Source organism: Rugamonas sp. GW822-FHT03B10, from assembly GCF_058801745.1.
Genome location: NZ_JBXANP010000005.1, coordinates 252,653 through 265,841, shown reverse-complemented (window position 1 = coordinate 265,841; position 13,189 = coordinate 252,653). Strand labels below are relative to the sequence as shown.

Annotated in this window: 13 protein-coding genes and 1 tRNA gene; all 14 read left to right on the top strand. The window is 64.0% G+C overall.

The window, feature by feature from the left end:
• Positions 1-6 precede the first annotated feature (6 nt).
• The 14 genes from arsA (at position 7) to nuoI (ending at position 13,113) form a co-directional block, all read left to right on the top strand.
• Positions 7-1,779, top strand: coding sequence for an arsenical pump-driving ATPase (arsA, locus tag AC1RQG_RS11070; protein WP_493131203.1), 1,773 nt, complete (start codon positions 7-9; stop codon positions 1,777-1,779).
• 95 nt (positions 1,780-1,874) lie between these two features.
• The gene (locus AC1RQG_RS11065; RefSeq protein ID WP_493131201.1) at positions 1,875-2,855 is read left to right on the top strand and encodes an NAD(P)H-quinone oxidoreductase; all 981 of its coding nucleotides are present in this window, start codon (positions 1,875-1,877) and stop codon (positions 2,853-2,855) included.
• Positions 2,856-2,985: 130 nt separating this feature from the next.
• Positions 2,986-3,732 (top strand): triose-phosphate isomerase, encoded by a 747-nt coding sequence (gene tpiA / locus AC1RQG_RS11060; protein WP_493131199.1) that lies wholly within the window; start codon positions 2,986-2,988, stop codon positions 3,730-3,732.
• A 58-nt stretch (positions 3,733-3,790) separates the two neighbouring features.
• Entirely contained in the window at positions 3,791-4,207 is a 417-nt protein-coding gene (gene secG, locus AC1RQG_RS11055) for a preprotein translocase subunit SecG (RefSeq protein WP_493131197.1), read from the top strand.
• 211 nt (positions 4,208-4,418) lie between these two features.
• Positions 4,419-4,503, top strand: a tRNA-Leu gene (locus AC1RQG_RS11050).
• 173 nt (positions 4,504-4,676) lie between these two features.
• A complete protein-coding gene (locus AC1RQG_RS11045) occupies positions 4,677-5,036 on the top strand; it encodes an NADH-quinone oxidoreductase subunit A (RefSeq protein ID WP_182214568.1) in 360 nt (119 codons plus the stop codon).
• 3 nt (positions 5,037-5,039) lie between these two features.
• Entirely contained in the window at positions 5,040-5,516 is a 477-nt protein-coding gene (locus AC1RQG_RS11040; protein WP_008450353.1) for a NuoB/complex I 20 kDa subunit family protein, read from the top strand.
• A gap of 15 nt (positions 5,517-5,531) precedes the next feature.
• The gene (locus tag AC1RQG_RS11035; protein WP_493131195.1) at positions 5,532-6,125 is read left to right on the top strand and encodes an NADH-quinone oxidoreductase subunit C; all 594 of its coding nucleotides are present in this window, start codon (positions 5,532-5,534) and stop codon (positions 6,123-6,125) included.
• Positions 6,125-7,378: an NADH-quinone oxidoreductase subunit D gene (locus tag AC1RQG_RS11030; RefSeq protein WP_493131193.1), complete on the top strand. Its 1,254-nt coding sequence runs from the start codon at positions 6,125-6,127 to the stop codon at positions 7,376-7,378. Before AC1RQG_RS11035 ends, AC1RQG_RS11030 begins: the two co-directional genes overlap by 1 nt.
• A gap of 28 nt (positions 7,379-7,406) precedes the next feature.
• Positions 7,407-7,886, top strand: coding sequence for an NADH-quinone oxidoreductase subunit NuoE (gene nuoE / locus AC1RQG_RS11025; protein ID WP_493131191.1), 480 nt, complete (start codon positions 7,407-7,409; stop codon positions 7,884-7,886).
• Complete coding sequence (nuoF, locus tag AC1RQG_RS11020; protein WP_493131189.1) at positions 7,883-9,178, top strand: NADH-quinone oxidoreductase subunit NuoF; 1,296 nt, start codon at positions 7,883-7,885, stop codon at positions 9,176-9,178. The genes nuoE and nuoF overlap by 4 nt, the downstream gene beginning before the upstream one ends.
• 22 nt (positions 9,179-9,200) lie before the next feature.
• Positions 9,201-11,528, top strand: coding sequence for an NADH-quinone oxidoreductase subunit NuoG (nuoG, locus tag AC1RQG_RS11015; protein ID WP_493131187.1), 2,328 nt, complete (start codon positions 9,201-9,203; stop codon positions 11,526-11,528).
• A complete protein-coding gene (nuoH, locus tag AC1RQG_RS11010; protein ID WP_493131185.1) occupies positions 11,528-12,613 on the top strand; it encodes an NADH-quinone oxidoreductase subunit NuoH in 1,086 nt (361 codons plus the stop codon). The genes nuoG and nuoH overlap by 1 nt, the downstream gene beginning before the upstream one ends.
• Before the next feature lie 11 nt (positions 12,614-12,624).
• Positions 12,625-13,113: an NADH-quinone oxidoreductase subunit NuoI gene (gene nuoI, locus AC1RQG_RS11005; RefSeq protein ID WP_493131183.1), complete on the top strand. Its 489-nt coding sequence runs from the start codon at positions 12,625-12,627 to the stop codon at positions 13,111-13,113.
• Positions 13,114-13,189 lie beyond the last annotated feature (76 nt).

Below are 13,189 nucleotides of genomic sequence, written 5' to 3'. Positions count from 1 at the left end.
CGACTGATGTATTTCCTCGACCAACCTCCACGTTTTCTCTTCTTCACGGGCAAGGGCGGCGTCGGCAAGACGTCCATTGCCTGCGCCACCGCTGTTCAGCTCGCGGCAGAGGGCAGGCGCGTCCTGCTCGTCAGCACCGACCCGGCATCGAACGTGGGCCAGGTGTTCGGGGAGACCATCGGCAACAACATCACGGCCATCGCCGCCGTGCCCAACCTGTTCGCGCTGGAGATCGATCCGCAGGCGGCGGCCCAGGCCTACCGCGACCGTATCGTCGGCCCGGTGCGTGGCGTATTGCCTGAGGCGGTGGTCAAGGGGATCGAGGAGCAACTGTCCGGCGCCTGCACCACCGAGATCGCGGCCTTCGATGAGTTCACCGCGCTGCTGGTCGACTCGGCGTTGACGACCGGCTACGAACACATCATTTTCGACACGGCGCCCACCGGCCACACCATCCGTCTGCTGCAGTTGCCGGGCGCATGGAGCGGCTTTCTTGAGGAAGGCAAGGGCGACGCGTCCTGCCTCGGCCCGCTGGCGGGACTGGAGAAGCAGCGCACCCAATACAAGGCCGCCGTCGACGCGCTGGCCGATCCCTTGCGCACCCGCCTGGTGCTGGTGGCCCGCGCGCAACGCGCCACGCTGCGCGAAGTGGCGCGCACCCATGAGGAGCTGGCGTCCATCGGCTTGTCGCAGCAGTGTCTCGTGATCAACGGCGTGCTCCCGCCGGAGCAGGCTGAACAGGACGAGCTGGCCGCCGCGATCTATCGCCGGGAGCAAGCCGCGCTCGAGGCCATCCCCGCTGTGCTCAAGCCGCTACCCCGGGACGAGGTCGCGCTCAAGCCGTTCAACCTGGTGGGGCTGGATGCCTTGCGCCATCTGCTGGTGCCCGGCGGCGGCGCATCCAATCCGGAAGCGATCGCCCTGCCTGACAAGCTCAACGCGCCTAGCCTGGCGTCGCTGGTCGATGACATCGCCAGTGACGGACACGGCTTGGTCATGCTGATGGGGAAGGGCGGTGTCGGCAAGACGACGCTGGCGGCCGCCGTCGCCGTCGAACTGGCGCACCGGGGCTTGCCTGTCCATCTGACCACTTCCGATCCCGCCGCCCATCTGGCGGAGACGCTGGAAGGGTCGCTGCCCAACCTCGTGGTCAGCCGTATCGACCCCCACGCGGAAACGGAGCGCTACCGCAATCATGTGCTCGACACCAAAGGCGCCCAGCTTGACGCCGAAGGCCGCGCCCTGCTTGAGGAGGATCTGCGCTCGCCATGCACCGAGGAGATCGCGGTGTTCCAGGCTTTCTCGCGCATCATCCGCGAGGCGGGCAAGAAGTTTGTGGTGATGGACACGGCCCCCACCGGCCACACCTTGCTGCTGCTGGACGCCACTGGCGCCTATCACCGCGAAATCACGCGGCAGATGGGCAGCACCGGCCTGCACTACACGACGCCGATGATGCAGTTGCAGGATCCGAAGCAGACCAAGGTGCTGCTGGTCGCGCTGGCGGAAACGACGCCGGTGCTGGAGGCGGCCAACCTGCAGGCCGACCTGCGCCGCGCCGGGATCGAGCCGTGGGCGTGGGTGGTCAATAACAGTGTCGCCGCGGCGCATCCGCACGCCCCGTTGCTGCGTCAGCGCGCCTTCAACGAACTGCGCGAGATCGACGCGGTCGCGTCGAAGCACGCCACGCGCTATGCCGTGGTGCCGCTGTTGAAGGAAGAGCCGGTCGGCGTCGAACGGCTGCGGGAGCTGGCCGAGCCGGGCGCAAGACAAGGCTGAGTCAGGCGGGGTGGGGCGGCGGCGCTTGCCCGTCCGCCTGCACGCAACGCCGCCCTGAAGTACAATCTTCGCTTGCCAATCACGAGGGAAGCGAGATGCGTGCGATCGAGATCACCAAGCCGGGCCCGGCCGATGTGCTGAAACTGTGCGAACGTCCCGTGCCGGCCGTCAAGGCGGGCGAGGTGCTGATCAAGGTGCACGCGGCCGGCATCAACCGGCCCGACGTGTTCCAGCGCCAGGGCAGTTATGCGCCGCCGCCGGGCGCGTCCGATTTGCCGGGCCTGGAGGTGGCCGGCGAGATCGTGGACGGCGACCTGGCCGGCAGCGATTTCACGCGCGGCGACATGGTCTGCGCGCTGGTGCAGGGTGGCGGTTACGCCGAGTATTGCGTGGCGCCGGTGCAGCAATGCCTGCCCGTGCCGCGCGGCCTGTCGGCGCTGGAGGCGGCTTCGCTGCCGGAAAACTATTTCACCGTGTGGAGCAATGTGTTCGACCGCGCCCACCTGCGCGGCGGCGAGACGCTGCTGGTGCAGGGCGGCACCTCCGGCATCGGTGTGACGGCGATCCAGCTGGCCGCCGCCATGGGCCACCGCGTGTTCGCCACGGCCGGCAGCGACGACAAGGCGCGCGCCTGCGAGCAACTGGGCGCCGAGCGCGGCATCAATTACAAGACCGAGGATTTCGCCGCGCTGGCCAAATCGCTGACCAACGAGCGCGGCGTGGACGTGATCCTGGACATGGTGGGGGGGGACTACCTGCCGCGCGAAATCGCGTGCCTGGCCGACGATGGCCGCATTTCCCTGATCGCCCTGCTTGGCGGCGCCAAGGCCACGGTGGACCTGGGGCAGGTGTTGCGCCGCCGTTTGACCATCACCGGCTCGACCCTGCGTCCCCGCTCCGTCGCGTTCAAGGCGGCCATCGCGGCCCAGTTGAAGCAGCGCGTGTGGCCGATGTTCGAGGCGGGCAAGATCAAGCCCGTGATCTATGAGGTGTTCCCGCTGGATCAGGCGGCCGAGGCGCACGCGCTGATGGAGCGCAGCACCCATGTCGGAAAAATCATGTTGCAGGTCATTTGAGCCGATTTTGGCGGCGATGCGCGGCGTTTGTGTCTTTTTCGCCGATGCAGAGCCGGTGGTGCCCGTCGTTGGTTTGACCGGCCTTCCGGCCGCAAGTTAGAATAACGGGTTAATAAAAAATTAGGCTACTATGCGACGCAAACTCGTCATTGGTAATTGGAAGATGAATGGCAGCCGTGCCGGCAATGCGGAATTGTTGTCCGGCATCGCCGCTGGTTTGACCTCCTCCGGCGCTGCCTGCGCCGTGTGCGCGCCGGCGCCTTACCTGGCCCAGTGCCAGACGGCCTTGCAGGGTTCGCCCATCGCCTGGGGCGCGCAGGACGTGTCGGTCCATGCGGCCGGTGCCTACACGGGCGAAGTGTCGGCCGCCATGCTGGCCGATTTCGCTTGCCGCTACGTGCTGGTCGGCCATTCGGAGCGCCGCGCCTATCACCACGAGAGCAGTGGGCTGGTGGCGAAGAAGGCGGTCGCCGCGCTGGCCGCCGGCCTGACGCCGGTGGTGTGCGTGGGTGAAACGCTGGCCGAGCGCGAGGCGGGGCAGACCAACGCCGTCGTGCGCGAGCAGCTGGGCGCCGTGCTGGAAGCCATCGGTGCTGGCGATGTGAGCAAGATCGTGGTCGCCTACGAGCCGGTGTGGGCGATCGGCACCGGCAAGACGGCCACGCCGCAGATGGCGCAGGACGTGCACCAGGTGCTGCGCGCGCAACTGGCGGAAAAGGATGCGGCGGCGGCCGCCGGCGTGCACATCCTGTACGGCGGCAGCATGAAGCCGGACAACGCGAAAGAATTGCTGTCCATGCCCGACATCGACGGCGGGCTGATCGGCGGTGCGGCATTGAAAGCGGCGGACTTCCTGGCCATCATCCACGCGCACTAAGCGTGGCGGACGGGCAGGGCGGAAGCTGGGAACTTATTTAATCTGAGAATGGAATAGCATGAACACTTTGTTCAATCTGATCGTAGTGGTACAAGTTTTGTCGGCGCTGGCCATCATCGGCCTCGTGCTGATGCAGCATGGTAAGGGGGCCGACATGGGCGCCGCCTTCGGTTCGGGCGCCTCGGGCAGCCTGTTCGGCGCGTCCGGTTCGTCGAACTTCATGTCCAAGTCGACGGCCGTGGCCGCGGTGCTGTTCTTCAGCGCCACGCTGGGCCTGTCGTTCCTGCAGACGCACAGCGGCACCGGCGTCAGCGGCGGCGTGATGGACAAGGTGGTGGCGCCTGCACCGGCGCCGGCGGCGCCGGCAGGTGGCGCGGCCGCCATTCCGTCGACCGCGGCGCCCGCCGCCGCCGCACCGGCCGCTCCCGCGCCGGCGCCAGCGTCCAGCGTACCGGCGTCGTCGATCCCGAAGTAACCGGTCCGTAGTACGTAGTCCTTAGTAAGTAGGCCTTAGTAGGTAGTTGTGGGTACGAGGTTTATCGCTTTGCCTGTTGTTTTGGCAGTGGAAGCTGCCAAAACAAACTAAAGTGAGATTCAGTAAAGATTTATCGTTTTTCTTCCTTGTTTTGGTGCAATTCCCATTAACAAAATGCCCGAAACACAGTAGAATAGCGGCCTTAATGAATGCCGACGTGGTGAAATTGGTAGACACGCTATCTTGAGGGGGTAGTGGCGCAAGCTGTACGAGTTCGAGTCTCGTCGTCGGCACCAGAAAATCAGAGGCCAGCAAGGGAGTACCTAAGCTGGCTTTTTTACGAGGATGTGTCGTTCGATCCTGGTCTAAGCTGTTGATTTGGGTCGGACGTTAAGATCACTGCAACGCAACAACGCAATACTGCAGTGTGTCCTTTTCAACCGATCGTTCAACATCAAGCTTATCAACCGTGAACCTCGAAAATTACTTCCCCGTCCTGTTGTTCATCCTCGTCGGTCTCGGCGTTGGTATCCTGCCCCAAGTCCTGGGTCACCTGCTCGGGCCCAACAAGCCTGACTCTGCAAAACTCTCCCCCTATGAATGCGGTTTCGAAGCTTTCGAAGACGCGCGCATGAAATTCGACGTCCGGTACTACCTGGTCGCGATCCTCTTTATTTTGTTCGATCTGGAAACGGCATTCTTCTTCCCGTGGGGCGTCTCCATGCGCGAACTGGGCTGGGCCGGCTTCGTGACGATGATGGTGTTCATCGCCGAATTCGTGGTCGGTTTTTGGTATATCTGGAAGAAAGGTGCCCTTGATTGGGAATAAGCCATGGCTATTGAAGGCGTATTAAACGAAGGTTTTATCACCACCTCGGCCGACAAGCTGATCAACTGGGCGCGCACGGGTTCGATGTTCCCGATGACGTTCGGTCTGGCCTGCTGCGCGGTTGAGATGATGCACGTGGGCGCGGCCCGTTACGACATGGACCGCTTCGGCGTCGTGTTCCGTCCCTCGCCACGCCAGTCCGACGTGATGATCGTGGCCGGCACCCTGTGCAACAAGATGGCCCCCGCGCTGCGCAAGGTCTACGACCAGATGCCAGAACCGCGCTGGGTGATCTCGATGGGTTCCTGCGCCAACGGCGGCGGTTACTACCACTACTCCTACTCCGTGGTGCGCGGCTGCGACCGCATCGTTCCGGTCGACGTCTACGTGCCGGGCTGCCCGCCGACGGCCGAGGCTCTGCTGTACGGCATCATGCAGTTGCAGAACAAGATCAAGCGCACCAACACGATCGCACGCTAACGGGGCGCATCAACTATGACTACACATTTGGAAACACTGCAAAACGCCCTCGGCTCGGCCCTGGGCGATCGCGTCAGCACCACCGTGGCGCTGGGCGAGATCACCCTGGTGGTCAAGGCCGCCGACTACTTCGGCGTGATGCAGACGCTGCGCGACGACAAGGCGCTGGGCTTCGATCAGCTGATCGACCTGTGCGGCGTCGACTACCTCAACTACGGCGAAGGCGCCTGGGATGGCCTGCGTTTCGCCGTCGTCGTGCACCTGCTGTCGGTCAAGCACAACTGGCGCGTGCGCGTGCGCGTGTTCGCCGCCGACGACGACATGCCGCTGCTGCCGTCCGTGACCGGCCTGTGGCGCACCGCCAACTGGTACGAGCGCGAAGCGTTCGACGTGATGGGCATCCTGTTCGACGGCCACAACGACCTGCGCCGCATCCTGACCGACTACGGCTTCATCGGCCACCCGTTCCGCAAGGACTTCCCGGTGTCGGGCTATGTCGAGATGCGTTACGACCCGGAACAGAAGCGTGTGATCTACCAGCCTGTGACGATCGAGCCGCGTGAAAATGTACCGCGCGTGATCCGCGAAGAAAATTACGGGACGAAATAATGGCCGAAATTAAAAACTACACCCTGAACTTTGGTCCGCAACACCCGGCAGCGCACGGCGTGCTGCGCCTGGTGCTGGAGCTGGACGGCGAAGTGATCCAGCGCGCCGACCCGCACATCGGCCTGCTGCACCGCGGCACCGAGAAGCTGGCCGAGCAGAGGACCTACCTGCAGTCCGTGCCCTACATGGACCGTCTCGACTACGTGTCGATGATGTGCAACGAGCACGCCTATGTGATGGCGATCGAGAAGCTGCTGGGCGTGGAAGTGCCGCTGCGCGCGCAATACATCCGCGTGCTGTTCGACGAGATCACCCGTCTGCTGAACCACCTGCTGTGGCTGGGCGCGCACGCGCTCGACGTGGGCGCCATGGGCCCGTTCCTGTACGCGTTCCGCGACCGCGAAGACCTGATGGACTGCTACGAGGCCGTCTCCGGCGCCCGTATGCACGCGGCCTACTACCGTCCGGGCGGCGTCTACCGCGACCTGCCGGACGCCATGCCGCAGCACCAGAAATCGATCATCCGCAGCGACAAGAAGATCGCCGCCCTGAACGAGAACCGCCAGGGTTCGCTGCTCGACTTCATCGAGGACTTCACGCGCCGCTTCCCGACCTACGTGGACGAGTACGAGACGCTGCTGACCGACAACCGCATCTGGAAACAGCGTACCGTCGGCATCGGCGTGGTCAAGCCGGAAGACGCGCTGGCCATGGGCTTCACCGGCGCCATGCTGCGCGGCTCGGGCATCGAATGGGATCTGCGCAAGCACCAGCCGTACGAAGTGTACGACCTGATGGACTTCGACATCCCGGTCGGCACCAACGGCGACTGCTACGACCGCTACCTGGTGCGTATCGAAGAGATGCGCCAGTCCAACCGCATCATGAAGCAGTGCGTGGAATGGCTGCGCAACAATCCGGGTCCCGTCATGTCGAGCAACCGCAAGGTGGCGCCGCCGTCGCGCGTCGACATGAAGACCAACATGGAGTCGCTGATCCACCATTTCAAGCTGTTCACCGAAGGTTTCCACGTGCCGCCGGGCGAAGCGTACAGCGCCGTCGAGCACCCGAAAGGCGAGTTCGGCATCTACCTGCTGTCGGACGGCGCCAACAAGCCGTACCGCATGAAGATCCGCGCGCCGGGCTATGCCCACCTGCAATCGCTGGACGAAATGGCGCGCGGCCACATGATCGCCGACGCTGTGACCATCATTGGTACCCAGGATATCGTTTTCGGCGAAATCGACCGCTAAGCGAAAAGACAGTCCGAAAGGCAAAAGTATGTTGTTATCAGAGCAGTGCTACAAAAAAATCGACCGCGAGCTGGCCAAGTACCCGGAAGACCAGCGTCAGTCGGCCGTGATGGCCTCGCTGGCCCACGCCCAGGTTGAGCTGGGCTGGATCTCGCCCGAAGTGATGCAGGAACTGGCGGACTACATCCGCATGCCGGCCATCGCCGTGCAGGAAGTGGCCACTTTCTACAATATGTACAACCTCAAGCCGGTCGGCAAGCACAAGATCACCGTGTGCACCAACCTGCCATGCGCCCTGTCGGGCGGTGAGCGCGCGGCCCACCACCTGAAGGAAAAGCTGGGCATCGACTACCGCGACACCACGGCCGACGGCGAATTCACGCTGATGGAAGGCGAGTGCATGGGCGCCTGCGGCGATGCGCCGGTCATGCTGGTGAACAACCACCGCATGTGCAGCTTCATGTCCAACGACAAGATCGACGCCCTGGTCGAGGAACTCAAGAAATGACGTCACTCCATAACCGACACATCGACCCGGTCATCCTGGCCGGCCTGGATGGCCAGAACTGGCATCTGGAAGACTACGTCAAGCGCGGCGGCTACAGCGCGCTGCGCCGCATCCTGGAAGAGAAGATCTCGCCCGAGCAGATCATCGCCGACCTGAAGGCTTCCTCGCTGCGCGGCCGCGGCGGCGCCGGCTTCCCCACGGGACTGAAGTGGAGCTTCATGCCACGCCAGTTCCCGGGCCAGAAATACCTGGTCTGCAACACGGACGAAGGCGAGCCGGGCACGTTCAAGGACCGCGACATCATCCGCTACAACCCCCATGCGCTGATCGAAGGCATGGCCATCGGCGCTTACGCCATGGGCATCACCGTGGGCTACAACTACATCCACGGCGAGATCTTCCAGGAATACCTGCGCTTTGAAGAGGCGCTGGAAGAGGCGCGCGCCGCCGGCTTTCTGGGCGACAAGATCATGGGCAGCGAGTTCAGCTTCCAGCTGCACGCGCACCACGGCTACGGCGCCTACATCTGCGGCGAGGAAACGGCGCTGCTCGAATCGCTGGAGGGCAAGAAGGGCCAGCCGCGCTTCAAACCGCCATTCCCCGCCTCGTTCGGCCTGTACGGCAAGCCGACCACCATCAACAACACGGAAACCTTCGCGGCCGTGCCGTTCATCCTGAACATGGGTCCGGAGAAGTACCTGGGCATGGGCCGGCCGAACAACGGCGGCTCCAAGATCTTCTCGATCTCGGGCGACGTCAACCTGCCGGGCAACTACGAGGTGCCGCTGGGCACCCCGTTCGCCAAGCTGCTGGAACTGGCTGGCGGCATGCGCGGCGGCAAAAAGATCAAGGCTGTCATCCCCGGCGGTTCGTCCGCCCCGGTGATCCGCGGCGAGATCATGATGGACACCGACCTCGATTACGATTCGATCGCCAAGGCCGGCTCCATGCTGGGCTCGGGCGCCGTGATCGTGATGGATGAAACGCGCTGCATGGTCAAGGCGTTGGAACGCCTGTCCTACTTCTACTTTGAAGAGTCGTGCGGCCAATGCACCCCTTGCCGCGAAGGCACGGGCTGGATGTACCGCATGGTGCATCGTATCGAACATGGCCAGGGCCGCGCGTCGGACCTGGATATGCTGAACTCGATCGCCGACAACATCCAGGGCCGCACCATCTGCGCGCTGGGCGATGCGGCGGCGATGCCGGTGCGGGCTTTCGTCAAACAGTTCCGCGAAGAATTTGAATATCACGTCGAGCACAAGCATTGCTTAGTGCCCGCTTACATCTAAGCTGCGTCAGGTAACGATCACCATGGTTGAAATCGAAATAGACGGCAAAAAAGTCGAAGTCCCTGCTGGTAGCATGGTGATGGACGCCGCCAACAAACTGGGAACCTACATTCCGCACTTCTGCTATCACAAGAAATTGTCGATCGCTGCAAACTGCCGCATGTGCCTGGTCGAAGTGGAAAAGGCCCCCAAGCCTTTGCCCGCTTGCGCCACGCCCGTGTCGGCCGGCATGATCGTGCGCTCCGCGTCCGACAAGGCCGTGCAGGCGCAGCGGTCCGTGATGGAGTTCCTGCTGATTAACCACCCGCTGGACTGCCCGATCTGCGATCAGGGCGGCGAATGCCAGCTGCAGGATCTGGCCGTCGGTTACGGCAAGAGCGAATCGCGCTACGAGGAAGAAAAGCGCGTGGTCACGCCGAAGGATGGCGGCCCGCTGGTGTCCATGCAGGAAATGTCGCGCTGCATCCAGTGCACCCGTTGCGTACGCTTCGGCCAGGAAGTGGCCGGCGTGATGGAGCTGGGCATGATCGGCCGCGGCGAACACTCGGAAATCACGGCCTTCGTCGGCCAGACCGTCACCTCCGAAATGTCGGGCAACATGATCGACCTGTGCCCGGTCGGCGCGCTGACGTCGAAACCGTTCCGCTACAGCGCCCGCAGCTGGGAACTGTCGCGCCGCAAATCGGTCAGCCCGCACGACGGCCTCGGCGCCAACTTGATCGTTCAGGTCAAGCAGGGCAAGGTCAAGCGCGTGCTGCCGCTGGAGAACGAAGCCATCAACGAGTGCTGGATTTCCGACAAGGACCGCTTCTCGTACGAAGGCCTGGACGCCGCCGACCGCTTGACCGCCCCCATGCTCAAGCAGGGCGGCGAATGGAAGGAAGTGGACTGGCAGACGGCGCTCGAATACGTGGCGCACGGCCTGAAGAACATCAAGCATGAACACGGCGCCAACGCGCTGGCCGCACTGGCCACGCCGCACTCGACGCTGGAAGAACTGCACCTGCTGCAAAAGCTGACCCGCGCCATGGGCTCGGACAGCGTGGACACGCGTCTGCGCCACAGCGACTTCTCGCTGGCGGCCGACGTCAAGCCATGGCTGGGCATGGCTATCGACGACTTCGCGCAACTGAACCGCGCCTTCGTGATCGGCTCGTTCCTGCGCAAGGATCACCCGCTGCTGGCCACCCGCCTGCGCACGGCGGTGAAGGGCGGCGCCAAGCTGTCCATCCTGCACGCCGCCGACGACGACCAGCTGATCACCATCGCCAACAAGATGATCGCCGCGCCGTCCGACTGGCTGGCCGCGCTGTCGCAAGTTGTCGCTGCCGTGGCCAAGGCCAAGGAAGTGGCCGCACCGGCCGGCTTCGAGGCCGTGACCGTGTCCGACACGGCCGCCGCCATCGCCGCCAGCCTGCTGTCGGGCGACAACAAGGCTGTGCTGCTCGGTAACGCCGCCGTGCAACATCCGCAAGCGGCCGCGCTGCACGCCGCCGCGCAATGGATCGCCGACCAGACGGGCGCCAAGCTGGGCGTGTTGACGGAAGCCGCCAACACCGTGGGCGCCTACATCGCCAACGCCAACAGCGGCACCGCCCCTGTGTTCAGCACGCCGAAACAGGCTTACGTGCTGCTCAACGTGGAACCGCAACTGGATGCCGTCAACCCGCAACAAGCCATGGAGGCGCTCAAGCGCGCCGACATGGTGGTCGTGATGTCGGCCTACAAGCACGGCATGGAGTACGCCGACGTGCTGCTGCCGGTGTCGCCGTTCAGCGAAACCTCGGGCACCTTCGTCAACTGCGAAGGCCGCGCACAGAGCTTCAACGGCACCGTCAAGCCGCTGGGCGACACCCGTCCGGCCTGGAAAGTGCTGCGCGTGCTCGGCAACGTGCTCGGCCTGTCCGGCTTCGATTACGAGACCTCGGAAGCGATCCGCGACGAAGTGCTGGGCGCCGGCGTGACCGATGTGTCGGCCCGCCTGAACAACGCCGCCAAGGCCGCGCCAGTCGCCGCCGCGTTCGGTGCCGGCAACGCGCCCGAGCGCGTGACCGACGTGCCGATCTACTTCGCCGACGCCGTCGTGCGCCGCGCCGAGTCGCTGCAGAAAACGGCCGACGCCGCCGCGCCGAAAGCGCACCTGTCGACCGCACTGGCCCAGCAGTTGGGCGTGGTGGCCGGCGACAAGGTCAAAGTCAGCCAAGGTTCCGGCAGCGCCATCCTGGTGGCCGCCGTCGACGCCGGCCTGCCTGCCAACGCCGTGCGCGTGGCCGCCGCTCACGCGTCGACCGCCGCCCTGGGCAGCATGTTCGGTTCCATCACAGTTGAAAAAGCAGGAGAGGGGAAATAATGGCTCTGCCTGAATTCGTCACCGCCATTAACAACGCCGGCGCCGCCAGCGTGCTGGCGCCCATCTGGCCCCTGGTGTGGGCCATGATCAAGATCGTCGTCGTGCTGATGCCTCTGATGGGTCTGGTCGCTTACCTGACCCTGTGGGAGCGTAAGTTCATCGGCTGGATCCAGATCCGCGTCGGTCCGAACCGCGTCGGTCCCGCCGGCCTGCTGCAGCCGATCGCCGACGCGCTCAAGCTGTTGTTCAAAGAGATCATCACGCCGGCCAAGGCCAACCCCGGCCTGTTCGTGCTCGGTCCCATCATGACCATCATGCCGGCGCTGGCCTGCTGGTCGGTCGTGCCCTTCGGTCCGGAGGCCGTGCTGGCCAACGTCAACGCCGGCCTGCTGCTGCTGATGGCGATCACCTCGATGGAGGTGTACGGCATCATCATCGCCGGCTGGTCGTCGAACTCGAAGTACTCGTTCATGGGCGCCATGCGCGCCTCGGCCCAGATGATCTCCTACGAGATCCCGATGGGCTTCGTGCTGGTCGTGGTGCTGATGGTGTCGGGCTCGCTGAACTTCATCGACATCGTCGGCGGCCAGCAAAAAGGCTATTTCGTCGAGCAGGGCCTCAACTTCCTGTCGTGGAACTGGCTGCCGCTGCTGCCGCTGTTCGTGGTCTACCTGACATCGGGCCTGGCCGAAGCCAACCGCCACCCGTTCGACGTGGTCGAGGGCGAGTCGGAAATCGTGGCCGGCCACATGGTCGAATACTCGGGCATGGCCTACGCCATGTTCATGCTGGCCGAATACGCCAACATGATCCTGATCGGCACGCTGGCGTCCATCATGTTCCTGGGCGGCTGGTCCGCACCGTTCAAGTTCCTGGAATTCTGGGGCGGCTTCGGTGGCTTCTTCTGGCTGTTCGCCAAGACGTTCTGCATCGTTTCCCTGTTCATCTGGGTACGCGGCACGTTCCCGCGCTACCGCTATGACCAGATCATGCGTCTGGGCTGGAAAGTATTTATCCCGTTGACCCTGGTTTGGCTGGTCCTCGTCGCAGGCTGGATGCAGACATCCTGGAATATCTGGAAGTAAGGAAAAGAACAATGGAACGTATCAAGGACTTCTTCGGCAGCTTCATGCTGACCGAACTGATCAAGGGGATGGCGCTGACGGGGAAGTACATATTCTCCCGCAAGATCACCATCCAGTATCCGGAAGAGAAGACGCCGATGTCGCCGCGCTTCCGCGGCCTGCACGCGCTGCGCCGTTACCCGAACGGCGAGGAGCGTTGCATCGCCTGCAAACTGTGCGAAGCGGTGTGCCCGGCGATGGCCATTTCGATCGAGTCGGAGCAGCGCGAGGACGGCACGCGCCGCACCACGCGTTATGACATCGACCTGACCAAGTGCATCTTCTGCGGCTTCTGCGAGGAATCGTGCCCGGTCGACTCGATCGTCGAGACGCACGTACTGGAATACCACGGCGAGAAACGCGGCGATCTGTACTACACGAAAGAGATGCTGCTGGCCGTTGGCGATCGCTACGAAGAGCAGATCGCCGCGGCGCGCGCGGCGGACGCTCCTTACCGTTAAACGCCGGCGTCCCGCCCGCGCCGCGCATGCGGGGCAGGGCGGGGCGGTGTTGTTTGCGCGATCTGCCGATCAATAA